This window comes from Flavisolibacter ginsengisoli DSM 18119 (assembly GCF_900129295.1).
In the GTDB taxonomy this organism is placed as follows: Bacteria; Bacteroidota; Bacteroidia; order Chitinophagales; family Chitinophagaceae; genus Flavisolibacter; species Flavisolibacter ginsengisoli.
In genome coordinates this window covers 134,317-160,798 of sequence record NZ_FQUU01000002.1, presented here as the reverse complement: position 1 = coordinate 160,798, position 26,482 = coordinate 134,317, and the positions used below count along the sequence as shown (strand labels likewise).

General features: G+C 40.9%; 22 protein-coding genes. 14 read left to right on the top strand and 8 right to left on the bottom strand.

Translation table 11 applies throughout. The features are described from left to right. The first annotated feature begins 75 nt into the window (after positions 1 to 75). The 10 genes from BUA53_RS02755 (at position 76) to BUA53_RS02715 (ending at position 14,743) form a co-directional block, all read left to right on the top strand. Positions 76 to 2,883, top strand: a complete 2,808-nt coding sequence (locus BUA53_RS02755; RefSeq protein ID WP_072833723.1) for a TonB-dependent receptor — start codon at positions 76 to 78, stop codon at positions 2,881 to 2,883. An 87-nt stretch (positions 2,884 to 2,970) separates the two neighbouring features. Further along, on the top strand, positions 2,971 to 5,469 hold the full coding sequence (locus BUA53_RS02750) for a M14 family metallopeptidase (protein ID WP_072833722.1): 2,499 nt from the start codon (positions 2,971 to 2,973) through the stop codon (positions 5,467 to 5,469). A 78-nt stretch (positions 5,470 to 5,547) separates the two neighbouring features. After that, on the top strand, positions 5,548 to 8,040 hold the full coding sequence (locus BUA53_RS02745; RefSeq protein ID WP_072833721.1) for a PIG-L family deacetylase: 2,493 nt from the start codon (positions 5,548 to 5,550) through the stop codon (positions 8,038 to 8,040). After that, positions 8,040 to 8,201, top strand: a complete 162-nt coding sequence (locus BUA53_RS21140; protein ID WP_175546002.1) for a hypothetical protein — start codon at positions 8,040 to 8,042, stop codon at positions 8,199 to 8,201. The genes BUA53_RS02745 and BUA53_RS21140 overlap by 1 nt, the downstream gene beginning before the upstream one ends. A 183-nt stretch (positions 8,202 to 8,384) precedes the next feature. Then, the gene (locus BUA53_RS02740) at positions 8,385 to 10,133 is read left to right on the top strand and encodes a sodium:solute symporter family protein (protein ID WP_072833720.1); all 1,749 of its coding nucleotides are present in this window, start codon (positions 8,385 to 8,387) and stop codon (positions 10,131 to 10,133) included. A gap of 607 nt (positions 10,134 to 10,740) precedes the next feature. Next, positions 10,741 to 11,412 carry a hypothetical protein gene (locus tag BUA53_RS02735; RefSeq protein WP_072833719.1) on the top strand — a complete coding sequence of 224 codons (672 nt, stop codon included), beginning with the start codon at positions 10,741 to 10,743 and terminating at the stop codon, positions 11,410 to 11,412. A gap of 250 nt (positions 11,413 to 11,662) precedes the next feature. Further along, on the top strand, positions 11,663 to 12,031 hold the full coding sequence (locus BUA53_RS02730; RefSeq protein ID WP_072833718.1) for a hypothetical protein: 369 nt from the start codon (positions 11,663 to 11,665) through the stop codon (positions 12,029 to 12,031). A 5-nt stretch (positions 12,032 to 12,036) separates the two neighbouring features. Beyond that, the gene (locus BUA53_RS02725; protein WP_217652918.1) at positions 12,037 to 12,687 is read left to right on the top strand and encodes a GIY-YIG nuclease family protein; all 651 of its coding nucleotides are present in this window, start codon (positions 12,037 to 12,039) and stop codon (positions 12,685 to 12,687) included. 225 nt (positions 12,688 to 12,912) lie between these two features. Next, positions 12,913 to 13,887, top strand: coding sequence for a restriction endonuclease (locus tag BUA53_RS02720; protein WP_072833716.1), 975 nt, complete (start codon positions 12,913 to 12,915; stop codon positions 13,885 to 13,887). A 91-nt stretch (positions 13,888 to 13,978) separates the two neighbouring features. After that, positions 13,979 to 14,743, top strand: coding sequence for a hypothetical protein (locus tag BUA53_RS02715; RefSeq protein ID WP_217652917.1), 765 nt, complete (start codon positions 13,979 to 13,981; stop codon positions 14,741 to 14,743). 679 nt (positions 14,744 to 15,422) lie between these two features. Here the strand turns inward: BUA53_RS02715 and BUA53_RS02710 are convergent. The 6 genes from BUA53_RS02710 to BUA53_RS02685 form a co-directional block, all read right to left on the bottom strand. Then, entirely contained in the window at positions 15,423 to 16,259 is an 837-nt protein-coding gene (locus tag BUA53_RS02710; protein ID WP_072833714.1) for a DUF2911 domain-containing protein, read from the bottom strand. Between the two features lie 60 nt (positions 16,260 to 16,319). Then, on the bottom strand, positions 16,320 to 17,438 hold the full coding sequence (locus BUA53_RS02705) for an energy transducer TonB (RefSeq protein ID WP_072833713.1): 1,119 nt from the start codon (positions 17,436 to 17,438) through the stop codon (positions 16,320 to 16,322). Continuing rightward, a complete protein-coding gene (locus BUA53_RS02700) occupies positions 17,435 to 18,022 on the bottom strand; it encodes an RNA polymerase sigma factor (protein WP_072833712.1) in 588 nt (195 codons plus the stop codon). The genes BUA53_RS02705 and BUA53_RS02700 overlap by 4 nt, the downstream gene beginning before the upstream one ends. A gap of 92 nt (positions 18,023 to 18,114) precedes the next feature. Beyond that, on the bottom strand, positions 18,115 to 19,011 hold the full coding sequence (gene xerD / locus BUA53_RS02695; protein ID WP_072833711.1) for a site-specific tyrosine recombinase XerD: 897 nt from the start codon (positions 19,009 to 19,011) through the stop codon (positions 18,115 to 18,117). Between the two features lie 40 nt (positions 19,012 to 19,051). Further along, positions 19,052 to 19,696 (bottom strand): hypothetical protein, encoded by a 645-nt coding sequence (locus BUA53_RS02690; RefSeq protein ID WP_072833710.1) that lies wholly within the window; start codon positions 19,694 to 19,696, stop codon positions 19,052 to 19,054. A 110-nt stretch (positions 19,697 to 19,806) separates the two neighbouring features. After that, entirely contained in the window at positions 19,807 to 20,163 is a 357-nt protein-coding gene (locus BUA53_RS02685) for a YraN family protein (RefSeq protein WP_072833935.1), read from the bottom strand. Between the two features lie 28 nt (positions 20,164 to 20,191). On the opposite strand from BUA53_RS02685, the gene manA reads away from it, so the two are divergent. Both manA and BUA53_RS02675 read left to right on the top strand, forming a co-directional pair. Continuing rightward, complete coding sequence (manA, locus tag BUA53_RS02680; RefSeq protein WP_084079769.1) at positions 20,192 to 21,394, top strand: mannose-6-phosphate isomerase, class I; 1,203 nt, start codon at positions 20,192 to 20,194, stop codon at positions 21,392 to 21,394. Positions 21,395 to 21,445: 51 nt separating this feature from the next. Beyond that, positions 21,446 to 22,042, top strand: a complete 597-nt coding sequence (locus BUA53_RS02675; RefSeq protein ID WP_072833709.1) for a DUF6580 family putative transport protein — start codon at positions 21,446 to 21,448, stop codon at positions 22,040 to 22,042. 32 nt (positions 22,043 to 22,074) lie between these two features. Here BUA53_RS02675 and rnhA read toward each other — a convergent pair whose 3' ends face one another. Together rnhA and BUA53_RS02665 are read right to left on the bottom strand one after the other, a co-directional pair. Further along, on the bottom strand, positions 22,075 to 22,551 hold the full coding sequence (gene rnhA / locus BUA53_RS02670; RefSeq protein ID WP_072833708.1) for a ribonuclease HI: 477 nt from the start codon (positions 22,549 to 22,551) through the stop codon (positions 22,075 to 22,077). 85 nt (positions 22,552 to 22,636) lie between these two features. Then, positions 22,637 to 24,268 carry an acyl-CoA carboxylase subunit beta gene (locus BUA53_RS02665; RefSeq protein ID WP_084079768.1) on the bottom strand — a complete coding sequence of 544 codons (1,632 nt, stop codon included), beginning with the start codon at positions 24,266 to 24,268 and terminating at the stop codon, positions 22,637 to 22,639. 81 nt (positions 24,269 to 24,349) lie between these two features. Here BUA53_RS02665 and BUA53_RS02660 point away from each other — a divergent pair, with 81 nt between their 5' ends. Both BUA53_RS02660 and BUA53_RS02655 read left to right on the top strand, forming a co-directional pair. Then, entirely contained in the window at positions 24,350 to 24,937 is a 588-nt protein-coding gene (locus tag BUA53_RS02660) for a biliverdin-producing heme oxygenase (protein ID WP_072833707.1), read from the top strand. Continuing rightward, positions 24,924 to 26,438: a GAF domain-containing protein gene (locus BUA53_RS02655; protein WP_072833706.1), complete on the top strand. Its 1,515-nt coding sequence runs from the start codon at positions 24,924 to 24,926 to the stop codon at positions 26,436 to 26,438. Before BUA53_RS02660 ends, BUA53_RS02655 begins: the two co-directional genes overlap by 14 nt. Positions 26,439 to 26,482: the final 44 nt, after the last annotated feature.

The window sequence follows — 26,482 nt, the reverse complement described above, 5'->3', positions numbered from 1 at the left end:
TAAGTACCCCTCTCTTTCAAGGCACTACGAATTGCACTGCTATACAAGAATTACTTATTCACTAAATATTCTGCTATGAGCAAACAATTATTTCTTAGAAAGTACGGTTCCCTTTTTCTATTATTCCTGTTAACTGCGATGGGTGTTAATGCCCAAACAGGTACCATCAAGGGTACTGTCAAAGATGCCAGTGGTAATCCTCTTAGTGGTGCATCGGTTACCATCCAGGGGCGCACCAGGGGAACAAGCACTACGAGTGATGGCAGTTTTAGCCTGTTGGTTCCCACGGGTACCCAAACTATCAATGCCAGTTATGTAGGATTTTCCAGTGCTAAAAAAACAGTTACCGTAACAAGTGAGTCAACGGTTACTGTTGATTTCGTCCTGGAGGAAAGAGGACAGGAACAGGCAGTAGTAGTACTGGGTTCACGTTCCCTGCCCCGGACACAATTGGAAACCCCGGCACCTGTAGATGTGATAGACATAAAAAAACTGGCTGGTGATGCTCCCCAGGTTTATATCAACCAGATACTTACTTATGCAGCACCTTCTTTTAATTCCGGAACCCAAACTGTTGCCGATGGAACCGATCATATAGATCCTGCTTCACTTCGTGGATTAGGACCTGACCAGGTATTGGTGCTGATCAATGGTAAGAGAAGATACAACACTGCATTGGTCAACCTGAATGGAACATTTGGCCGTGGATCTGTAGGCACGGACCTTAACTCAATCCCTGTATCTTCTATAGATCGGGTGGAGATATTAAGAGACGGTGCTTCAGCCCAATATGGCAGTGATGCCATTGCCGGTGTCATTAATATAATTTTAAAAAGCAACGTGAACAAGGTGACAGCTTCCCTGACAGGTGGTGAAAATGTTACCAAATTCCAGGGGAAGTCAGTAACAGATGGTGAAACAGTGCAAACAGCCGTCAATTTTGGAATACCCATGGGTCAGCGTGGTGGTTTTATGAACTTTTCAGGTTCATATGACTATCGAAATTATACCAACAGGGCTGGAGACAGAACCGGTGTAATCTTTTCAAGATATAATGGCCGGAATGCTTCAGGTGCTGTTCAAACGGTTGATGCTACGGATTCATTCCTTACTGCTAACAAATTAACACGTGGTGATTTTAAACAAAGAGTAGGACAATCATTGTTAAGAAGCGGGCAGTTTATGTTGAATGGAGCTATTCCAATGGATGATAATGGAACTGAGTTTTATGTTTTTGGAGGTATTGGATACAGGAATGGCCAGGCGGCTGCCAACCGCAGGCTTCCCTCTATTGCCAATAACGTAATTGAGATCTATCCCCTTGGTTTTTTGCCTGAGATACATTCAGACATATATGACAAGTCTTTATCGCTGGGTATCAGGAGCAAATTAAGAGGGTGGGATGTTGATTTCAGCAACACATTTGGGCAGAACCAGTTTATTTTCAGGGTAGTTAATACCATCAATGCTTCCATGGAAAAAACTTCGCCGACAAGGTTTAATTCCGGTGGACCTATTTTCACCCAGAATACAACCAATCTTGATTTTTCCAAAAGGTTTGATCTATTAAGCGGTATCAATATTGGTTTTGGTGCGGAGCATCGATTTGAAAGATACCAGTTGCTTGCAGGGGAAGAAGCCTCTTATACCAATTATGGCAATGCAAGACAGGTTGGTGTTGATGCCAATGGTAAACCAATCCTGGTGCCTGATCCAAAAGGACCCATAAGCACGCGCTTTGGCGGTGCTGACAGTTCTGCCCGTGGTGGCGGTGCACAGGCCTTCCCAGGTTTCCGCCCGGAAAATGCGGTCAATGCTACACGAAGTGCCATAGCAGCCTATGGGGATATAGAGTTTAATTTCTCCCGGGCATTCCTGGTAGATGTGGCAGGCCGGTTTGAAAATTACAATGATTTTGGATCAACAGTGAACGGCAAGCTGGCCATGCGGTATAAAGTAGGAGAGAATTTTGCCGTAAGGGCTTCCGTTAGCACAGGATTCCGGGCACCTTCCTTACACCAGCGCTATTTGTCAACTACGTCTACCTTATTTGTAGCGGGTATACCTTATGAAGTGGGAACCTTTCCCAATGACAGCAGGCCTGCCCAATTACTGGGCATACCCAGTTTGCGTCCCGAGAAATCTAAGAACGTCAGTGCAGGATTTACAGGAAATGTGGGTGATTTTAAAATAACACTGGATGGTTATTATATCCGCATCAATGACAGGATCGTTTATACTGATTTGTTCCAGGGTAGTAATTCTCCTACAGCTTCTCCTACCGACCAGGAGATCTATCGCTTGCTGGCGCTGGCCAATGCCAACAGGGCACAATTCTTTGCCAATGCCATTAATACGGAAACAAAGGGTGTTGACCTGGTAGTTTCATATGGCATACGGTTGGGCGGCGGGAATTTTCGTGCTGACCTGTCAGGAAATATTACAGAGACCCAACGAGTTGGTGACATCAAGGCGTCGGAGCTTTTAAAAGGTAAAGAGAACATTTATTTCAGTGAATCAAACAGGCTGTTTCTCGAGCGTTCAGTGCCAAGGGAGAAAGTAGGGCTCACCCTTACTTATGGAATCAGCAAATTCAATTTCTTTGTGCGCAATGTATGGTTTGGCGAAGTAACAGAAGCTACCAATGTAGTGGCTGCACAACAGGTATATGGTTCCAAAGTTGTTACCGATGCATCAATAGGTTATAAGTTCACCGATAACCTGCGACTTTCTGTTGGCGCTAACAACCTGCTGGATGTTTACCCTGATGAAACACTTGATCCTGCCACACGCACCTCTAACCAGTTCATTTATTCCCGCAGGGCAACACAATTTGGTTATAACGGCCGTTATATTTTTGGAAGAATAGAATTATCATTATAAGCTATTGCTTGTTTATTTTATAAGGTTCGGGATCTGCTTCCCGAACCTTTTTTGTCTAATTCATTTTTTGGTTGTTATTTTCCTGCCATGAAAAAGTTGTGTGCTTTACTAACTGGTATTTTCCTTTGTGTACTCTCCTTTGCACAACTGCAATCTCCGGAAGAGTTTTTAGGATATAAAATAGGAACCAGGTTTACACCACACTGGCGCATAGTGGAGTATTATAAATATGTGGCTTCAAAGGTTCCTTCCCTGGTAAAGCTCCAAAGTTATGGCCGCACTTATGAGGGTAGGGAACTGCTGGTAGCCTATGTGTCTAATGCTTCAACAATAACCAACCTTGAATCTGTGAGGCACAACAACCAGGCCCTGGCACAAATGGCACCCGGGGGGGAGGTAAGCAATGCTCCTGCGGTTGTTTGGTTAAGTTATAATGTACATGGTAACGAGACATCCTCTTCAGAAGCTTCTTTGCTGACACTGTTTGCATTGGTTGATTCATCTAATAACAAGACTAAACAATGGTTGCAAAATACCCTGGTAATCTTGGATCCATGCTTAAACCCTGACGGCCGCGACCGGTACGTCAATTGGTTTAATTCTGTTGTTGGTGCACAACCCAATGCCTCACTTGATGCAAGAGAGCATCGCGAACCATGGCCCGGCGGCAGAAGCAATCATTATTATTTTGATCTGAACAGGGACTGGGTTTGGCAAACGCAACTGGAGACGCAGGAACGTCTGCATTTGTATAATGAATGGCTGCCACAGGTACACGTAGATTTTCATGAGCAGGGTATTGATGATCCCTATTATTTTGCCCCCGCTGCAGAACCATTTCATGAAGTGATCACCCCATGGCAAAGAGATTTTCAAAAGACCATTGGCCTGAATCATGCACGCTATTTTGATGAAAAGGGATGGCTATACTTTACCAAAGAAAGATTCGACTTGTTATATCCTTCTTACGGGGATACCTACCCGCTGTATAATGGCGCAATAGGAATGACATATGAGCAGGGTGGCGGTAATGCAGGTGGTTTGATGGTCATTAATAGTAGCAGTGATACGCTCACCTTGCTGGACAGGGTAACACATCATTATACAACAGGATTGAGTACCGTGGAAGTCGCTTCACAAAACGCTTCCAGATTGGTGGCTCAATTCCAGGAATATTACAAGAATTCCATGAAAGGAATTGGAGAATACAAATCATATGTCATTAAAAACGATCCCCGGGATGCAGGACGCATAAAGGCACTTCTTGAATTGCTTGATAAAAATAAAATTGAATACAATACCGGTAAGGCAGCCACTTATAAAGGGTATAATTATGATACAGGGAAAGAAGGAACTTTCAACCTTGAAAGCTCTGATATAATAGTTCAATCTGCCCAGCCAAAAGGTACTCTTGTAAAAGTACTTTTTGAACCTTCCACCCGCCTGTCCGATAGTGTTACCTATGATATTACAGCCTGGGCTTTGCCCTATGTGTACGGAGTAAAAGCATTCGCCACTAAGCAATTCATTTCTCCTGGAGCAAAATTTGATACCTCCATAATTAATAATGCGGGTCAAAGTTATGGTTATGCCATACCCTGGAATGGAGTGCAAAGTGTTAAGCTTGTTACTGACCTTCTGCAAAGGGGTGTAAAGCTTCGTTTCAGTGAACACCCCTTTTCAATAGGTAGCCAGCAATTCCAGAGAGGCACTGTATTAATATTAAAAACAAGTAACCAGTTTTATCCTAAACTATGGGATTCCATTCAACATATTGCCACACAATTTAAAATACAGCTTACGCCTGTTTCTTCAGGATTTGTAGACAAGGGTAATGACCTGGGAAGCCCTTATATACGTCCACTGGCTAAAAGGAGAATTGCTATGCTAACAGGCGATGGTGTCAGCACTTTAAGCACAGGAGAAGTATGGCATTTCTTTGACCAGCAATTACATTATCCTATTACATTGATCAATGCCAATGACGTCAATCGCATCAATTGGAGCAACTATGACGTTTTGATACTTCCCAATGGCAATTATCGTTTTCTTTCAGACAAACCACAAACAGATCTGCTGAAGACATGGATACAAGGGGGAGGACATGTAATAGCCCTGGAGTCTGCAGTTGCTCAACTCGCCCACCTGGATTGGACCATTAAACAAAAAAAGGAAGAGGAGCCCGAAACAAAGGATATTTATGCTTCATTAAAAAAATACGAGGACCGGGAAAGGGATTATATTCCTAATACAACGCCAGGATCCATTTACAAGGTAGACCTTGATAATACGCACCCACTAGCCTTTGGCTTTCCTGATTACTATTATACATTAAAACAGGATGATGCTATATATGAATTCATCAAGGAAGGTGGCTGGAACGTAGGGGTTATCAAAAAAGAAAAGCAGGTGGCTGGATTTGTAGGTGCTAAATTGCAAAGTCATCTCCAGGACGGTTTACTATTTGGGGTGCAGGATATAGGCCAGGGCACTATTACCTATCTTGCTGATGATGTTTTATTCAGAAGCTTTTGGGAAAACGGGAAACTTCTTTTTTCTAATGCCGTATTCCTTGTAGGACAATAAAATTTATATAATTATTGGAAAGGGTGCAGGTAATACCACCCTTTTTATTTATTTCACGCTCAATTTGAATCACTCTGCATGAAGAAAGCACTCCTTGCCATAGTTTGTTTTTGTTATTTACTTCCATCCATTGCCCAAACCAATTATACATCTGCTGATATTTATTTAGGCCTGAAAAAGCTGAATGTGCTGGGGAGTGTATTGTATATTGCCGCACATCCCGATGATGAGAATACAAGACTTTTGGCGTACCTCTCTAAGGAAAAATTGTACCGAACGGGATATCTATCACTTACCAGGGGCGATGGCGGGCAAAACCTTATAGGTGATGAACAGGGTATTTCGCTTGGCCTGGTGCGTACACAGGAATTGCTCGCCGCCAGGAGAATTGATGGTGCCGAACAATTCTTTACCAGGGCCTATGACTTTGGTTATTCCAAAACCCCCGAGGAGACTTTTACCAAATGGAACAGGGAAAAGATTTTATCTGATGTGGTCTGGGTCATTCGCAAGTTTCAACCGGATGTCATCATTACAAGGTTTCCAACCACCGGTGAAGGGGGTCACGGTCACCATACCGCTTCTGCTATTCTTGCTAATGAAGCATTTACCGCAGCAGCAGATCCTAAACGCTTTCCTGAACAATTGAAATATGTTCAACCCTGGCAGGCGAAACGTATACTTTGGAACACATTCAACTTCGGAAGTACCAATACCACTAACAACAGCCAGTTCCATTTTGATGTGGGAGGCTACAATGCAGTTCTGGGTAAGAGTTATGGCGAAATAGCGGCACTTGGCCGTAGCCAGCATAAAAGCCAGGGATTTGGTGTCCCGGCCAGCAGGGGAGAAGCCTTTGAGTTTTTTAAAACTACGGGTGGCAGTGAGCCTTCAAACGATTTGATGGATGATGTGAATACCAGTTGGCAAAGAGTGCCCGGAAGTGCCCAGGTTGAAAAAAAGATCAGCGGCCTTATTGCGAATTTTGATTTCGTAACCCCACAAAAGTCTGTAGCAGCACTTTTAGATATTCGGAATAGTTTATTGTCCATGCCGGAAGGGTATTGGAGAAACAGGAAACTGGCAGAGATAGAAAAACTGGTGGAGCAGGCAGGCGGATTGTTTATAGAGGCTACATCTGATGTTCAGAATGCTGTGCAGGGGGATTCACTCAAAGTGAACTTCTTATTGAATAACAGGAGCGGTATCCCGGTTTCACTTGCAGAGATAACTGTTGAAAATGTTGATACCATTGTTCATTCACCATTAGCTCCCAATCAAAACCTGTCTATATCAAAATCATTATTGGTAAGTAATACAAAATCGTTGAGCCAGCCTTATTGGTTGAAGGAAAAAATGGAAGAAGGCATCTTCCAGGTAAATGATCAATTATTGATTGGTCAACCGGACATAACCCCTGCTTATGTGGCAAGGTTCAATTTACTATTTGGAAAGGATACGCTTTCAGTTGCAAAGCCAGTTCAATACAAACATACCGATCCTGTAAAAGGTGAGTTGTACGAGCCTGTATTTGTTATTCCACCCATGACCGTATATTCTTCTCCTGATGTTGTATTATTTCAGAAAGGAAAATTGCAATCAAAGGAGATCACCCTGGTGGCAGCTGCCAACAAAAACATTGTGGCCAGCAGCATGGTGCCAAGAATAAGGTCGGCTAATTTTGATATTTCCCAAAAACAGGGAGCTGTCAGTATTAGTAAGAATAATACCAGTGAATATTCTTTCATGCTTTCCAATGAAAAACTAAATAAAGAAACTGATTACGTACAGCCATTTGCTGATTTCACAGAAAATGGCCAGGATAAATATGCCTACCTGGCAATGACCAGCATCAACTATGACCATATTCCTACCATCAGGTATTTTTATTCCGACGGTGTGAAGCTATTGAACATAGACCTTAAGACCTCTGGAAAGAAGGTGGGTTACATTGTAGGAGCGGGTGACAAGGTGCCTGCAGGTCTTGAGCAAATGGGGTATGAAGTAACCTTGCTTGGAGATAAGGAATTATCACGGAATCATCTGGACCAGTATGATGCTATCATTACAGGAATTAGGGCCTATAATACCAATGACTGGATGAACAACCATTATGATAAGCTGATGAAGTACGTTCAGAATGGCGGCAACCTCATTGTACAATACAATACCAGTAATAATATTGGACCTGTAAGGGCTAAAATAGCACCCTATGACCTCACTATCACGCGTAACCGCATAACCGATGAAAATGCGGCCGTAAGTTTTATCGATCCCAATCATCCGGTATTGCATTTTCCCAATGAGATCACTGCCAATGATTTTAAAGACTGGGTCCAGGAAAGAAGTATCTATCATGGCACAAGTAAGGATACTGCTTTCAGGTACATCTTGCGCATGAATGATCCTGGTGAAGCGCCTGATGATGGCAGCCTGATGATAAGTAAATATGGTAAAGGCTATTTTACATACACAGGCCTGGTATTTTTCAGGGAATTGCCTGCAGGTGTTCCGGGTGCATACAGGTTATTAGCCAATATTATTGCATTGAATAGAAAAAAGGAGTTTTGATGCCAGAGAGGAAACCGGACCAGACGAGGGGAACCATAGGATTTTTCTTTGTGATCCTGTTGGGATTAGTTATAGGGATATTTATAAAAAGAGTGCAGCTTGGATTGATCATAGGATTAGCGCTTGGACTATTGGGATCAAGTATGCTAAAAAGACGATAATGGTGCGTCGAGATTGATTATCATTAATAGTTTGCTTAGTTGTCTTGAAATTAAAATAGACTATATGAAAGGGCATAAGGAGAAAGTACCCATTTTTAAAACCTGGACAGCCTGGTACATGGTCGTCATAGGCTTCCTTATCCTGCTAATTGTTTTGTTTACCTTATTGACGAATATGTATTCATGACAAAGCTTGACTGGATCATCATCTTCCTGGTATTGACGGGCATCGTTGTGTATGGATTATACAAAAGCCGTACAACAAGAAATCTTGATGGATATTTTTTATCCAACAGGAGCATGCCCTGGTACCTGGTCCTGTTAAGCATCATGGGTACACAGGCAAGTGCCATTACATTTCTTTCAGGCCCCGGGCAGGCCTTTGCCGATGGCATGCGTTTCGTTCAGTATTATTTCGGACTTCCCCTGGCCATGGTGGTCATATGCATCACCTTCGTACCCATGTTCAACGGGCTTAAGGTTTACACAGCCTATGAGTTCCTGGAAAAGCGTTTTGATGGGAAAACCAGGACACTGACCTCGTTTCTATTTTTATTACAGAGGGGATTATCTACGGGCATCAGCATATACGCACCTTCCATCATCCTGTCTTCCTTGTTCGGATGGGATATTTACTGGACCAATATCATTATGGGTGGCCTGCTGATCATCTATACGGTGGCAGGTGGTGCCAGGGCAGTAGCCTATACTCAAAAGATACAGCTGGTCATCATCTTTTTTGCCATGGCGATGGCCGGTTATATGGTGGTGAAGCTATTGCCAGGTAATATGGGTTTTTCTGAAGCCCTGGAAGTGAGTGGCAAACTAGGTAAACTCAATGTGATAACTTCCGGAAGAAATGAAAACGGCTTTAACTGGAACGACCGCTATAATATCTGGAGTGGTATCATTGGCGGCTTTTTTCTTGCACTATCTTATTTTGGCACCGACCAGTCGCAGGTGGGCAGGTACCTGACAGCACAAAATAATACGGAAAGCAGGCTGGGATTATTAATGAATGGGCTCATCAAGATCCCCATGCAATTCTCCATATTGCTGATAGGGGTATTGGTATTTGCATTTTACCAGTTCAATAATGCCCCCTTGTCATTTAATGATTCGCTGGTAAATGAAGTACAGCAAACATCCTATAAGGATAGTTTAACTACCCTGCAAGCGGGGTTTGATTCGGTCAATGCACTGAAATCAAAAGCATTGCTTGCCTACACCAATGGCACTCAAACCAATACCGATGTTATCCGCCAGTTAAATAAAGCCTCTGAAGGTTATAGAGAGGCGTTCAAAAAGATGTCAAGGAAAGCAACCGGAAAGGATACAAATGATACCAACTATGTATTTCTTTCCTTTGTCAAACACCATCTACCTGCGGGGTTAAAAGGGCTGCTGATAGCTGTAATATTCCTGGCAGCCTGGGGTTCCATTGCTGCCGCTTTAAATTCACTGGCTGCCAGTACCGTTTGCGATTTTCACCAGCAGATTGTTGGCAGGGGTAAGCCGGTTGATGAGTACAGGATCTCCAAATGGTACACATTGGCCTGGGGTGTGTTTTCCATCCTGATCGCGCAATCTTCCAGTGCCCTTGGACAAAGCCTGATAGAGGCAGTGAATGTACTGGGCTCGCTGTTTTATGGGGTTATTCTTGGGATATTCCTGGTAGCTTTCTATTTCAAAAAGATCAATGGAACAGCAGTATTCATTGCAGCTGTAATTGTAGAATGTTGTGTAGTGGTCCTTTTCTTTAATGAGCAGATAAGCTTTATGAACTGGCTGCCTGATATTAGTTTCCTGTGGATGAATGTGATTGGCGCCATAGGCGTTGTATTTGTGGCTGCAATAGCCGAAATGATATTTCCTCAAAAATTAAAACCTGTTAGCACTCTCCAACCCAGCTTAAGCAGTTTGGAAGAGTAAAAACTGTCCCTGGCCTTATTTTCCTCATAAAACCCTTCGTACTGAAAAAGGGAGTTGCTATTTTATTTTCCCTGGAAATCAGAAGCTCCTTCAAGGCCATAATAATATCTCAAGAAGGTAGCTAAATACCAAAGCCATGAAAAGGTAATAGATATCCCACTATTCTCCCATACATATGCCATGGATATCCCGGGGATATCCCGACTCTATAAGAGTCGGCTTATCGTCGGCTTATCCTCGGGATATCCTCGGGATATCTTCGGGATATCCTGCTCTTTGCCTTGGCCTGGGTTGGGCGTAAAAGAGGAGATGAAGTTTTTCTCAAAGTCTGAAGACGAGAGACTTTACCGCGGGAACTCATCGGGGAAGAAAGTATAGCATAGGCATGCCAATAGTATACTTACGCCCTATCAAGGGCATAGTAACGGTATGGATACTCCGTGCCAGCACGGTGTATCCATACCGTTGGTAGGGCGTAAGTATAGCTTGGGTAGGGGTTAGCTATCAAGCTTTTATGTAAGCCCATGGCTATTGTTAGGAGAAAACAGGCCTTAAACCCTTGACTAAATGGAGAATATTTTTAATATTTATAGTTCAAACCGACCCTATGGCAAAGCAAACCAGTTCTATCAAAGCAGTGGGAACTGTTGAGAAACTGAACTTTTATAAAGAAAAAGGTGAATACCGGGCACGGGCAAAAACAGGCGTGGATACTGAACGTTATCTCAACGATGCTGCCTTTGCCAACACCAGGGCCAGTTCCGGGCGCTTTGGATGGAGCAGTATCTTAAATTCATTGGTATACCGTTATGTAATGCCTGGCTGCAAGAGTGGCACGCTCTCCAGTCTTTGCATGAAGAAAAGTTTTGCACTGGTAAATGAAGGTATAAGTGATGAAGAAGTGCTGCGCAGGCTTCATAGCTTTTTAGACTCGCTGCATTGCCTGGCTATCAGTGCGGAAGATTTTGAACAGTGCCTACCTGCCTTGCTGAGGGAGGCTGAGGCCAGGGAACAAGACAAGCAGGCCAGGCGCAAAAAGAAGAAAAATGAAAAGATCACCTTCATCATCAGTGAGCCACCCACAGAGGAGGACAAGGAATTGTTTATGAATGAATCGGATGATTTTGACTGGCAGGTTGTGTTTGCAGGTGAGTTTCCGAAGGACTACGAGATACCCATATGTTTTGCCGGCCGTATAATAGATGAATTCAGGGGACTTAAAACAGTGTTGAAAAGGCCCAGGGAAAAGATAAGGGATGAATGGGTGCCGATGGAGTAAAGCCTTTAAGAATTATAAAAAAGTTTAGCTGGCAGGAAGCGACAATACAAAAAGTATAATGTGGTGGATTGTCCTAACGACAATACAAAAACTATATTAATAAAGAATTGGAAATCAATAGCTGTTTTTTATTGAAGAGCTGCCTCTGGAAACATAAATTTACGTGTTGGCGGCAATGCTAAGCGCCACACTTCATAATTTGCAAAGACCAAATTTTTGAAAATTTTCTAAATTAGACAAACCAAAACGTATGAAGACGTCTACAGCCATGCTCTTTTTTACCTTATTCTTATTCATCTTCTTTTCTTGCAATCAAATCAAGCAAGATAGTCCTGAGAGCATAGGAAAAACATTGTTTACAATCCTTAAAGAGAATGATAGCGACGGTTGGAATAAAATTTATAGAAAGTCTGAAAGTAGCCATGCCTTTTTTTCCGATGAAAGAAATGCTATGGAACGACACAATAGAAATTTTTTATGGGAAGAAGCCGAATATTTGAGAACTAAGTTTAAAGGCGACAAATGCCACATTATAATGAGATGCCGGGGCTATGATTACCAGTTTTATTTTGCTGCAAGAAAGCATGATGATGGCAATTATTATGTTTACGCACTATGAAGACTATGATTAATATAACAGCTTCCAACTGCTCCGTTAATTTTATTTTAGTTCCAATAGAAATATCAAAGAGAAATGTAGATAATGTTTTTGCACATTATTCCCGTCGCACTTTAGAAGAAACTTACGAAAAGGCACGTAAAAAGCCGACTTATTGCTACAACTCAGTTTTAAAAAAACATGGGGATAAGTACAGTAAGTTTTTTAAGCAACCATTAGGTCATTTTATCAAACACCTAAAAGAACAAGGCAATCTAGATTATAAATTATACTTAAACAAATATGGAGACGAAAAGTATTGTTCTTACTGTATCAACTCATATCTTAAAGACAAAGGTTTATACTGCTACTATTCAGAAGGTCAAGTTAAGTATGTAGGTCGTTGCAAAACGAGTTTCAAAAGTAGGATAAATGGTGATTACGGAAGTATTACTTCGTACAATTGTCTTTTGGATGGGCAAGCAACTAATTGCCATTTAAATTCAATAATTAACTCTACTGCGAGTGAAATCTTTTTAGGTATACACGAAATGAGTGAGAAGTCTTCTGAAGAAATCGAACAACTTGAAAGAACTATTTTGTCTAATAAGCGTTTTGAATGGAATATTCAGTTACAAAAAGAAAGCAAAGCCGCTAACATGGTATTTCTGCAATAGCGGCTGAAGAATGAGTGCTGAACAAATGAACATTATTCATCTTTATCAATAAATTTAAGCTGGCGGAATTCGGACTTCCGCTACTGCAGAAATACCCGAACCGTTACATGACACTTTATTAGCGGCTTTGGAAGAACCTACATTTAGTATTGTATCTCACCGGCTGTACACCTTTTTTGTAACTCTAATTTCCCTAATAATCGAAAACCTTACATATAGAATGGTATGAAGAAAAGCAAAAAAAATAATGGCCGTTACTATGAAGAAACTATCCATCGGATATATAATTGGTTGGCACCTAAGTCGGATGTCCGTATAAATGACAAAATATTTGGAAAAGATACTGGGATCGAAAGACAAATTGATGTTTCAGTCAGAGATAAAATTGCAGGCCACGAAATCTTAATGATAATTCAAGTAAAAGATCATGTAATTCCTGCAGATGTCAAAATTGTAGGAGAATTTAGTTCAGTAATTAAAGATGTCGGAGCTCAAAAGGGAATTCTGATTTGTAAGTCTGGTTTTACAAAGGCAGCTATTACTCAAGCAAAAAATTTAAAAATTGATTTATTATCTGCTCATGAAGTAATTTCTGATAATATTATTGTTAATCATAAATTTCCTACGGTCCTAGAATCTATTGATGTAGACTTTGAATTTCGTATAGATATCAAAGAAATTGGAAAGGGAGAAGATGATAAAGTTAAACTTTCAGAAGAGATGTTAAGAACATTTTTGGCTTTGCCACTAATCACCAAGAACTTAGAAAAGAAAACACTTTTAAAGCAATTTTTTCAACAATGGGATGTTAACAAAGGATGTACAGATAAGGAAAAATATAGTTTTTCTTTTGAGGGTGGTGTACTAGAGTATGATCAAAAAAGATATGAGCTTTCAGATTTTGAATTAAGTTTTACCCTAAAAAGAATTTTCGGTTTAAGGTTTATCCCCCTTTTTGAATTCAAACTTTTGAAAAATTATATTACAGGTAATGATGAAACCGTATTAACTGCTTCTCCTTTATTAAAGGGCGAAACTTGGGAAAAAATTGAAAATCCGAACTTATTAGAATTCAATACTCCAAGTGCGCACCTAGAACTTTTTAATTTTGGCTTGAATATTTTTCCAAGACTTCATATTTGGAAGACGTTGAAAATGTCAGAAAAAAGAAATTTCAACCTTAAGCTAATTTCAAAGTAAAATAGATTCTACGGTTAGCTGGGGGAAGTCAGTAACTATTTTTCTTGATGAGCTACAACTTATATGATAAATTTACATGTTGTAGCAAGCTATGAGAATCCTGTTAATAATGCTTACTCTTTGGTCTGTTGTATGTCACGGACAAGTTAGAAAGGGTGACTATGTCAAGACATTTCCCTTTAAAAATATATACCAGAAAATTACAAAGCAGTTTGCACGAATTGACAGCCTGCAGCAATCTGGTGGCTATGATTCTTTGGAAAGCGAAAATGAAAAAGTTATAAGCATATTGAATCAGTATAGAACACATTTGTTCAACTTTCCCGACACGCTTAACTACGACTTTATTTATTTAGCCAAATCTGCGGACAAAAACCTTGTTCTTGTTTCTTGGGATACAAGAACTGGCGGGACTTTGATTGCCTTTACAACTATGGCAATATTTAAAACGCCCCAAGGTGTAGCAACAAGAATGCTTGTAGACACGACTGACGAAAGTATGCCGTACTCTTACATGCACTACAATTCTGTAAACACAATTAAGGCGACAAATGGAAGAAGCATTTATTTAGCCTGGGGCAACGGACAAGGCTCAACAGCACTTCCATGGCAAGAGCTAAGAGCATTTTCTATTGTAAATGGGCAGTTAATTGAACCGAAAATATTTCCAGATAAGATGTCAAAGGTTTATGTAGAATTTGATCTGCATGCCTTTAATGAAGAGCAAAGAGTCCCAAGTATTAAAATCAAAGATTGTGGTCGAACAATTCGGGTTCCAATTGAAGGGGCAAAACAAGGATTCTCAGGAAAATACAAGACATATACTTTTAACGGAAAGAACTTTGTTGCAAGTTGACTTCGCAAGCCTACAATTAACAGTTTGCTGGTATATTGGCTGACAGTAAGCGTCATTACTTTCTTTACCGATGAATCACCGCAGCAAAAACTAAAATTTAAGAGTTTCAAGGCGGGACTCTTCAGCTGAATCACATTACTTGCACCTTTTCTTCGCCTTTATTAACTTATTAGCTGTGTATAAATCCATTGCAAGAGCAGACATTTTATTTCACCTTTACTTATTTCAGGTGGGTGCACGTGATCGGCAACATGAATGCCTATGATATGTTCTACTAGTACTTTTCTAATCTAAACATATATGATTGCCTGCACTGTTTTCGTGCTTATTCTGTGTTCATGGGCATATTGCTGGAGTTCGAGGGATAGAGAGGAAAAATAAAACCGATGAGTCCCGCGTGAGATTCTGAAGAGAGCTAGTTAGTGCTGCGGTAACTCATCGCATAAAGAGACTTTGTTGACCTTTATTATTTCCTTCGACGGGAGGAGAAGTGGCTTTTGGATAGGATCGAAAACGATGTTTCATTAGGCAAGATCCTGAAAGCAAAAGAAATCGTTGATTAATTGTTGCCACCATTAGATCAGTACACGAAGCTCAAAAGAAAAGCCCCGGTACACTCTTTACTGTACCGGGGCTTTTATATATCTATGAACTGACTATCTATCTGGAAGAAGATCTTTTATTTTAAGTTACTGATCAACTTTTTATTCAGTTCAACATAATCATCATTTTTAGCTTCCTTAGCAAGATTCATGGATTTTAATGCAGTGGTTTTGGCTTCTTCTTTTCTGCCAAGTTTTGCCAAAGCATTTGCTTTTTGATGGTACACCCAAAAAGCTGTGGGGTTTTGCTCGATAGCTTTATCAAGCCATGCAAGTGCCTGGTTCAGGTCCTTGCCGGTTTCCATATAATACATGGCTGACTGGAAATAAGGTTTGTTATCCTTATTCATCAGGTTATCGATCTGGGCCATCACTTTACTTTCCACATCTGTGGTAATAGGTACATTGACCGTTGTATTGTCCCACATGATCTGCAGGTCAGCACTATTGGATTTGACATTGGCAAATTGCATGGTAAATGTTTCAACAGGGGAAGTATTGTTTACCGGTTTAACAGTTAAACGTGCAAGATCCTTGTCCTGCTGGTAGGCAGCGGGGCTGGTAACATCTGTTTGCTGGCTGATGATGACAGTCCACTGGTCTTTATCAGGAATGGTCAGCAAGCCATATTTTCCCGGGGCGATCCTGGTGCCGCCAATCGTTACACTATCGCTGAATTGCAAGGTGGTGGCACTATTAGCACCCGTGCGCCAAACTTTGCCAAAAGGAACGAGGTCTCCAAAGATCTTGCGACCTTTCATGCCGGGGCGTGAATAAGATAATTCCACAGATCCAATACCAAGGTCCTGCTTGATTGTTTGGGTGGTACTGGGTTGAGGAGTTTTAAGAGATTGTGCATTTATACCAAGAGAAAGTAATGTGATACCTGCACTCAAAAAAAGTTTCGTAAGCATGATTAGTGGTTTTTTACAAATGTATATAAAAGGGGTTGAAAGGCTGGAAGCAATTGGCTGTCAGAAATGGAAAGTTATCTTTCCTTTTTTATCCTTTGTGTTTTTCCATGCAGGGCCCTGCTCGAGCAGTTCTATTGCTTTTTTATCACAAGCGGAGCAGAGGGATCTTACTACCCGGATGTTTACAGGCATCCCAACCTGGTTAATGTCAAAAGCTAATTCAACATCACCTGTAATTGGCTTTTCTTTATAAGTTTTTGGTTCCTTAATATTATCAGCAATGTAATCGTTGAACTGGGACCATCCTTCGGCAGGTTCAAGGGTTTCAAAACGAGGTGAGGGCCTTGCAATTACCGGGCGCTTCGATTTGAGTTCTACGATCTCAATGTCATTATTTGCCTTATCAGGCTGCAATACAACATTTACGTTCCTGATGGTGTCTCCATGTGAAACATCCGAATCTTTTACGGGGCTATTTACATATCCGGGGTTGGAGTCGCCTGCATTAAAGCTTCTTGACCTTGCTGCAGAAGAAGCAGTAAAGGTTTCTTTTCTTTTAGCCGTCATGGCCGCTACCGGTGCTTGCTCATTCAATTCTGTGGGTGGAGCATTAGTTATCGGATTTGATTGATTTGCCAGGGAAGTCGATTCCGGCTTATTAGCGTTTTTGTAAGTTTTACCCGTTCTGATTTTACTGGCATTAGTTTTTGCAGGTATAATGGTTTTTGATGCCTGTGCACTTACCTCAGCAGGGGATGAAATGGTAAGTTCTTTTGAACTTATGGAATCAGGTAGAGCTGCAGGTTGGTTGGAAGGTGTCGATTTTGTTACAGCAGGAACTGCCTGCGAAATGTCTTTTTTATTATTTACTGAATTCAAAATCAGCCATCCACCACCAGCAACTATAAGGAATAGAGCTGCAATTTTGATCCAGCTGTATCTTTTGATGAAAGGAACGGTCTTTTTTGCCTGCGTTTTTTGAAAGATCCTTCGGTTTATTTCTTCAAGATCTTTCTGCGGAGTGGTGGTAAATGAATACCCTTCCAGGGCATCTGCCAGGAATGGATCTTCCAGTGCTGCCTTCTCCAGCGCATGTCTTTCCCTGGCCGTCATCTGGCCATTGTGGTAACGCTCAATATCGGTAGCTGAATAGCTTTTATGTCCTGGTGAATCACTCATTCCCTTATCATTGATTTAGCTTTTTGTTTTTCAATACACAGTTTCAGGTTTCTCCGGCCATTCTGGATGTAGCTGCGCACTTTATTCCATTCTATTCCTGTAAGAGCACTTATTTCATTATAACATTTACCTTCTATATAGAACAGTGCAACAGCCTGGCGTTGTTCAATGGCCAGTTCACCCATGCAATATTCCAGTTGTACCAGGTTCTCTTCTTTTTCCAATACACCATCCAGATGCGTGGGATCTTCTGATTGCATAAGTTCTGCATCAATATTAACAGTATGTGCCTTTTTGCCGGAACGAATGCGCATCAGGCAGTGGTTCTTTGTCAGCATATAAAGCCATCCCTTAAAGTTCTCAATGCTGTGTTTAGGTATTTTAGCCACCAGCTCTTCGAAGACGGCAACGGCGCTGTCCTGTGCGTTTTCGGGATGTTTTAAATATTTCAGGCATACACCATAAATCAGATCAGCATAGCGATTGTAAAGCTCTCCTGCAAATTGAATATCCAGCGTAGAAGAGAACTCAGAAACCAGTTCCTTGTCAGTTTTGCCCGATAATATGTTTTTTAAGGAGGCCAATGTCCTAAAATAAGAAGATTTTATCTTTAGAGTAAGTGTTATGACGTTAAAACTAATTCCCTTGAAATAGAAGGGTACCTACATTACTATAATTATTTAAAGCCGGGATGAAACTGTTCAAGGGTTTTCCTTAAAAATTCCCTATCCAGGTGGGTATAGATCTCGGTAGTGGTGATACTTTCATGTCCCAGCATTTCCTGCACTGCCCGAAGGTCAGCGCCTCCTTCCACTAAATGAGTGGCAAAGGAATGACGGAAAGTGTGCGGTGATATATTTTTCGTGATGCCAGCTTTTTTTACAAGGTCTTTGATGATCAAAAATATCATCACCCTTGTCAGTCTTTTGCCTCGCCGGTTCAGGAACAGTATGTCCTCTTCTCCTCTTTGAATAACCACATGCTTGCGTGTGGCCAGGTAAATAGTAATGTATTTTATGGCGCTGCTGCCAATAGGTACCAGCCTTTCCTTATCACCTTTACCAATTACTCTTATAAAACCAACATCCAGGTAGAGTTGTGAAAGCTTCAGGTTTACAACTTCGCTCACCCTGAGACCACAGCTATACATGGTTTCCACTATGGCCTTATTGCGTGTTCCTTCCGGGCTGCTAAGGTCAATACTCGCAATGATGTTTTCTATTTCGCCAAAGCTCAGAACATCAGGGAGCGTGCGTTTTAGTTTGGGAGCTTCCAGTAAAGCAGTAGGGTCTGTTTTAGTTATATCCTCCAGTAAACAATATTTATAGAATGTTCTTAACCCGGATATGATCCTTGCCTGGGAACTTTGGGTCATGCCCAATTCAGCTATCCATTTTACGAATTGTTGCAAATCGCCCAGGTCTAATTCCGAAGGGTTCTTTTTTATATTTTTCAGGAGTAAAAAAGTCGTGAGCTTTTCAATATCAGCCAGGTAGGCTTCTATAGAATTACCCGCCAGGGAACGCTCTAACTGCAGGTAAGCTTTGAATCCTTTTTTATATGGTTCCCACAATGAGTTTCAATTTTTCTTTGAAATGAGTATTCATTTATTCTTACTTCAGGTCAATGGCTTTTTCAATAGGTACTTCCTGGCCATTTTTCAGCAGTTTTACATAAATTCTTTTATGGGTGATATTTATGGAATCTACTACCTGGTGTAGATTATTAAAATCGATATCGTACGTTTCCTTGAAGGTCATCACTTCCTGGTTACCGGAGTTAATATCGGTAACGTAGATAGATCCCCTGTCTGTATATGCCCTAAGATCTGGCTCTAATGAAAATTTAGGATCAAAGCTATTAAGCGCACCAGTAAACTTGTTGATATTATTAGCTTTATTAAAAGGAAGTTTCACAAGGAAGCCGCGACCTGTCATGCAATCGTTGAACGTGAGCCAGGCATAGCTGGTGTCTTTGATGATGCAACTGATAGCGGTGGGATTTAACCGTACGTCCTGGTTGGTGAGGTCATTAAAGGGAAGTTGCCTGGTGATGGTCATGCCTCCATGTGTCCAGGTAATGGAATCTGGTTTGCAATTCTTTAATGAAATGTTTACCCTGGACTCAAAGCGGTCGGCTCCTTTGAAATTAAATGAGTCTGTTTTACAGGTGGTATCGCAAAATGTTTTGACTGATTTACCTGAATTATTACAAGCTATAAATAAAACAGAGGCGCAGAGGAGCAAAACTAATTTCATAATTAAGTATTAGAACAAATGTAAGCCAGATACCGTCACATTCCATTATTCAATGCATAAGGAAGGTTTCTTTATGAATCAATAGGAATCTACCTAATCAAAATGGGAAATTACAAAAACACATCTTCTATAAAGAAGAATTCATTTTCTGTTCCGTTGACAATGTTTATAGATAGAATATCAAATTGTATGTTATGGAATTCAGGGTGTTGAAAAAGAAATTCTTCTGCACCCAGTTTGATCGAGTTGAATTTTTTCTTTGAGACGTTTTCTTCCGGAAATCCGAATTGAGTAGAGGAGCGCACCTTGACTTCCACTATGTGAAGTAATCCATCTTTAATGGCAATGATATCCAATTCATATTTACCAAATCGCCAGTTGCGGTGGAGGATGGCGTATCCTTTATCAACCAGCCAGTTCACTGCCAATTGTTCTCCCTGTTTGCCTAATTCAATATGCTGTGCCATATCTTTATCAAAATAAAAATATTTCAAATTGATTCATAGTTTATTTAAGATCAAAGGAATAGTGCAGCATTATTCCTGGGGTGGCTACAATTTTATACCGGCTTTATTGGGAATTGAAAATGCAGAGCAAAAACCATTTGCGGAGTATTGGCTGGGCGCTCATCCCAATCATCCTTCTACCATAGTAGATAGCGAACTCACACTTTCAGCAATGATAAAGGAGGCACCAGGAAAGCTATTAGGGCCTGGTGTTAGTAAGAATTTTTCCTCGCTTCCTTTTTTATTTAAAATACTTGATGTACGACAGATGCTTTCCATCCAGGTGCATCCCAGTAAAGAGTCGGCTATCAAGGAATTTGCCTTAGAAAATGAAAAGGGAATTCCTGTAAATGCTCCGCACCGTAATTATAAAGACGAGAATCATAAGCCAGAATTGATGGTGGCCCTTGGCGATTTCTGGTTGCTTCATGGGTTTAAAGATGAAGCCAGGTTAAAAGAGGTACTTCGGGACAAGCCAGCGTTCAATTTTCTCCTTAACGTATTTGGTGAAGGTAATTACAGGGCTTTATATGAATCTGTTATGACCATTGAACAGGAAGAGGTAGACCAGGTATTGGGCACACTACTTCAGCCGCTTATCTCCATGTACGAAAAAGGACAGTTAAAAAAGGAGTCAGAAGATTTTTGGGCCGCAAGAGCAGTATCTACATTTTGCAAGGATGGGCATTATGACCGCGGTATTTTTTCCATTTATTTTTTTAACCTGGTTCATTTGAAAAAAGGAGAGGGGATATTTCAACCACAGGGCATGCCGCATGCCTACCTGGAAGGACAGAACGTAGAAGTAATGGCTAATTCAGATAATGTACTAAGGGCGGGCCTTACAGATAAACATATTGATGTGAAGGAACTGCTCAAGCATGTGGATTTCAAAGCCACTGTTCCTGCAGTATTACCTTCAGGAAATGATTTTGCTGTTACCTACCTGAGCCCTGCCCAGGAGTTTGAATTACATTCTTATCAATTTAATGGACAGCAGGAGATGGTCGTTTCGCAATCGCCAGAGATATGGTTCTTGTTATCAGGCACGGCAACTGTAAAAGTTGAGGATGTAACAATTGAATTAAATAAGGGAGAAGCTGTTTTTCTATGCCCGGGATCCGAGATGCATATAAGTTCGGGTAAGGGTGAATTATTTCGTTGCCTGGTTCCTTTGGGTGTAAAAAACTAAATCAGAGTACAAATTCTTCCTTTATTTTTGTTCCTCTCTAAATGATAAAAAATGAAATTGAATAAATCTGTGTTGATAGCTTTCGGCTTATTGATACTTTCTGCTTCTTTATACCGTACCTGGCCTGGCCGTCCTTTCGGTTTTGCTCCCCAAATGGCTATGGCATTATTTGCAGGGGCTATGATCAAGGATAAAAGATGGGCCTTTGTTCTGCCGTTATTATCCATGTTTCTTTCAGATGCATTATACCAGGTTCTCTTTATAAATGGGTTAACTGATATACAAGGCTTTTATACTGGTCAGTGGGTAAACTACCTGCTTATCGGCGGCGTGGTGTTATTTGGATTTCTGCTTAAGAAGATTACAGTGTTAAGAGTTGCCGGTTTTTCATTGGCAGGTTCTGTATTGTTTTTCCTTGCATCCAACTTCATGGTTTGGTTTGGAGGTGGTGGTTTGGGCAGACCCAAAACATTTGATGGCCTGATGATGTGTTATTATGATGGTATTGCTTTCTTCAGGGATTATGGACTGGTGAAAGGTTTTTATGGAAACCTGTTCATTGGGGACCTTTTCTTCTGTGGTGTTTTATTTGGGACGTATTACCTTATACACCGAACGATTTTGACACCTAAACATCTACTAGCTTAAAAATATAACCCCGCATCGGCGGGGTTTTTTATTTAAAGTATCAGTCTTTCGGGATCCATTTCATATCCTTCATCTATATCCAGGTTTTTCCCGTCTGCCGCAGATGTGGCTAATTCATCGCACCGGTTATTGTATGGATTATCAGCATGACCTTTTACCCATACAAATTTGAGGTGGTGTTTGGTAGATAGGTTGTAAAACTTCACCCAGAGGTCCTTATTCTTTTTCCCTTTAGCGAAATTGGTAGCCAGCCATTTATTCAGCCATCCTTCCTTTACTGCTTTTACAACGTATTGGCTATCGGAGTAAATAGTAATATTCAAACCAGTTTTTTTCATGGCTTCCAATCCGGCAATAACAGCCATAAGTTCCATGCGGTTGTTAGTGGTTTTGCGGAAACCATGAGACAACTCTTTTGTTTTTTGTCCTGCCATCAAAATAGTTCCATAGCCTCCGGGCCCGGGATTGCCCCTGGAAGATCCGTCCGTGTACATAATTATATCCTGCATAATAGAAAGTAAGGGGAAATTCAATCTTATATATTGTATTCCCGGAGTAGTTTGTTATTAGATTTTAATAAACATTATCCTAAGGCTATACCTGGAAAACGCCGGTTTTAAATTCACTCATATGCGGCTGGTGATTAGCTGCATTGATTCCTTCAGAGATGACCATCCTGGTTTGCGCCGGATCAATGATATCATCCACCCAAAGCCTTGCTGCAGCATAATAAGGGCTGGTTTGTTTTTCATACCTGTTTTTGATCTCATCCAACAGGGCATTTTCTTTTTCAGGTGTGATAGTTTCTCCCTTTGCTTTCAGGGATGCAACCTGTATTTGTAATAAGGTTTTTGCGGCCTGTTCACCACCCATTACGGCGATCCTTGCAGTAGGCCAGGCATATATAAACCTGGGATCATAAGCTTTCCCGCACATGGCATAGTTGCCGGCACCATATGAATTACCCATGATAATAGTGATCTTGGGTACCACTGAATTGGCAACTGCATTTACCAGTTTCGCTCCATCCTTTATAATACCTGCATGTTCGCTGCGGCTGCCTACCATAAAACCGGTAACATCCTGTAAAAAGACCAGTGGGATCTTTTTCTGGTTGCAATTCATAATAAAGCGGGCAGCTTTATCAGCACTGTCATTATAAATAACACCACCCATTTGCATCTCACCCTTTTTTGTCTTTACAATTTTTCTTTGATTAGCTACAATACCAACTGCCCAACCGTCAATACGTGCATAACCACATAGAATTGTTTTACCATAATCTTCCTTGTATTGGTCAAAAACGGATTCATCAACAATTCTTTCAATGATCTCCACCATGTCATAAGGGCGGGTATTATCTGCAGGAAATAATGAATAGATATCTCCAGCATCTTTTTTCGGTTTTTTAGGTTTTGCACGATCAAAACCTGCCTTGCCCACTTCTCCGATTTTATCAATGATCCTTTTCACCTGGTCAAGACATTCTTCTTCTGTATCAAATTTATAGTCGGCTATGCCTGAAATTTCAGTATGTGTAACTGCGCCGCCAAGGGTTTCAGTATCCACTTCTTCGCCTATAGCCGCTTTTACCAGGTAGGGTCCTGCCAGAAAGATAGATCCTGCTCCTTCCACCATCAGTACTTCATCACTCATAATGGGCAGGTAAGCCCCTCCAGCCACACAGGCGCCCATAACGGCTGCTATCTGGATAATTCCTTTGGCGCTCATTTGTGCATTGTTGTAAAATACACGGCCAAAATGTTCCTTATCCGGAAATATTTCATCCTGCATGGGAAGGAATACACCTGCACTGTCAACCAGGTAAATAATGGGCAGATTATTCTGCAATGCTATTTCCTGCATCCGCAGGTTTTTTTTCCCTGTGATCGGGAACCAGGCACCTGCTTTTACCGTCTGATCGTTGGCCACAATGATGCATTGTTTACCACTGACATAGCCTATGCCTGCGACTGTTCCTGCTGCAGGACAGCCTCCGTATTCTTCATACATTTCATACCCCGCAAATGAACCGATCTCAACAAATGGAGATCCCTTATCAGTGAGGTATTCTATACGTTCACGTGCAGTGAGTTTACCTTTTTCTTTTTGTTTTGCAACAGCTTTCAAGCCTCCTCCTTCATAGATCTTTGATAATCGATGTTTTCTTTTTTCAAGAAGGTTCAACATAGAGTTGGTGGCAGTGGGCATATCGTTAGTGCTCATAGAAACAAAGATAGGAGTTGAAAAATCAGGCAATGTTCAATTTTCACGAAGATTCAATTAATTTCTTCCCTATTTTTACGGATGCCCTTAACCCTTGAGCCTGCTGCAGTTATGCTTAAAAAAGAAACTGCAGCCCGTCATATTGACGTAGAAAAAACCATGAATCCAAGGATCGGTAATATCCGGTCGGTAGAAGATTATGCTTCGTTATTAAATACCTTTTATGGTTTTTATTTCCCTCTTCAAAACAAAATTTCCAGGATATTAACTGATTCAGACCTTGCAGATATAAGTGAAAGAAAGCTTGCTTCCCTGGCCCTGGAAGACCTTCTTTCATTAGGATATCCTGTTACTGATATTCCCATCTGCCGGGATATTCCTGCCATTTCTAATAAAGCAGAGGCATTTGGTTGCATGTATGTAATGGAAGGGTCTACTCTTGGTGGACGTATTATCAGTAAATGGCTGCAATCAAATACATTTATCTCTTTGCAGGAAGAGCAATTGCATTTTTTTAGTGGCTATAAGGAGCAAACGGGCGCCAAATGGAAAACCTTCCTGGATGCCCTCAATGAACAGCAGGATGTACATGCAGTGATTGATGCTGCTAATGCAACGTTTACCTTATTTCAAAACTGGATTACAACGACATCGAATGAATGCTCTTAATAGAACGGATGCGGAATTTTGTGGCAAAGTTCCCTTGCATCAAACAAATCTTATACAACCCCACGGATATCTGCTAGTCATTGACAAAAGAGATTTTACCATACTACAGGTTAGTGAAAATGTGGAAGATCTGCTGGGAAAACCAGCTAATGATGTTATCAATACTTCGCTTGAAACGTATATAACGGATAGTGATCTGAAGGATGTAAAAAATAGGTTTCATTATTCAGGAGGAGAAGGCATACCCTTTGTTTTCTCCTTTCATACCGGGGAAAGATTGGCAGTTATAAAGTTTCAAGAGTCCTATTTTATCCTGGAAGTGGACCTGGAAATTCGATCACTACAGAAAGCAACCTCTTTTATTCCCATATACCAGGAATTGAAGTTTGTTATGGCTGCTATTGAGCGGGCTGATTCCATAAATGAAGCCTGCTTAATTGCCATTAAGGAACTAAAACGTGTGTCAGGATTTGATAAAATAATGGTTTACAGTTTTGACGAAGATTGGAATGGTGATGTTATAGCAGAGGTTATGGAAGCCGGAATGGATAGTTATCTGGGACTTAAGTTTCCCGCTTCCGATGTGCCGCAGCAGGCCAGGGCACTTTATCTAAAAATGCCTTATCGGCTGATTCCCAATATCGATTATGTCCCGGTAAAACTGTATCCTGTAATCAACCCGGCAGTAAATGGATTTACAAATCTTTCTGACTCTAATTTAAGAAGTGTGGCAGGTGTTCACCTGGAATACCTGGCCAATATGAAGGTCAAGGCATCCATGTCTACACGCATAATGGAAAACGGAAAACTTTGGGGATTGATCGCCTGTCATAACCGCGAACCACTTTATCTTTCCTTTGAGTTTTGTGCCTTATTTGAATTAGTGTCAAATGTTCTTTCAGCGAAACTTCAATCTTTAAGTGCCCAGGATACCTTTAATTATAAATCAGGAATGCAGGCAAAACAACTGGAGATAGTAGAAGATGTATATAAAGAGGCTGATATATTTAAGGCGTTGAAAAAAAATGAAAAGAATATATTGAGTGTATTAGGTGCTGAAGGAGTGAGTATTATTTTGAATAGAAACCAGATCTCATATGGCAGGGTTCCTTCACAGGAAGAGGTCAATGAATTGGTCTATTGGTTACAATCGAAAAAAGTGGATAAGACCTATCATCAACAGGGCCTTTCCTTTGAATTTGAACCGGCATTAGCCTATTCTGACAAGGCAAGCGGTTTGCTTGTATTGCCTATCCAGGCGGAAAAAGGAAATTATATTCTTGCATTCAGGCCAGAGGAAAAAAGGAAGGTGAACTGGGGTGGAAATCCTAATGAAGCCATAAATTTCGAACCTGGCGGAAAAAAATACCATCCCCGGGCGTCTTTTAATATTTGGCAACAAAACGTTGATAAGAAGGCACTTCCATGGCAGGAACAGGAACTGGAAGTAGCGGAAACATTTAGAAATTTTGTTATGGACTATGCTTTAAACAAAATGTAAAGTTCATATCGTTATATTTTTTGGCAAAACATTGGTAATAGACT